The organism is Saccharospirillum salsuginis, assembly GCF_014651855.1.
Classification (GTDB): domain Bacteria; phylum Pseudomonadota; class Gammaproteobacteria; order Pseudomonadales; family Natronospirillaceae; genus Saccharospirillum; species Saccharospirillum salsuginis.
In genome coordinates, this window is the sequence record NZ_BMXR01000032.1 from 657 (window position 1) to 1,158 (window position 502).

At 50.8% G+C, this 502-nt stretch carries 1 tRNA gene and 1 rRNA gene; both read right to left on the reverse strand.

Annotation, left to right across the window (positions count from 1 at the left end):
• Positions 1–90: 90 nt before the first annotated feature.
• Positions 91–167, reverse strand: a tRNA-Ile gene (locus IE111_RS24355).
• A 255-nt stretch (positions 168–422) separates the two neighbouring features.
• Positions 423–502 (reverse strand): 16S ribosomal RNA (locus IE111_RS24360); the annotation flags it as partial.

A 502-nucleotide genomic window follows, 5' to 3' on the forward strand; every position in this document is an offset into this window, starting at 1 on the left:
AAATCTTTGGCAATTTTCGCAAGGCTAGGCGAAGGAAAGCGTAGCGTATGGACATACGTGAGCTTTCTTCAACGACGCATTGCGGAAATTTGGTAGGACTGGGCAGACTTGAACTGCCGACCTCACCCTTATCAGGGGTGCGCTCTAACCAGCTGAGCTACAGTCCTAAAAACGGGTAATCAACAGTGGCTCGGCGGGGCAGACTTGAACTGCCGACCTCACCCTACTTTTTATCCGCATTCGCGGCCGGGCTGCGCTCTAACCAGCTGAGCTACAGTCCTGAATATCTTGCCGAGCACTGCAATTTGTTGGATTACGCTACGCTAATCCAACCTACGATACTCAGTTGATCTTAACTGTTCAGCCCCGATCTCTATTCGCTGGAATCAAGTAATTCGTGTGGACACTTGCGAGTCTAGGTTTAAGGAGGTGATCCAACCCCAGGTTCCCCTAGGGTTACCTTGTTACGACTTCACCCCAGTCATTAACCACACCGTGGTGA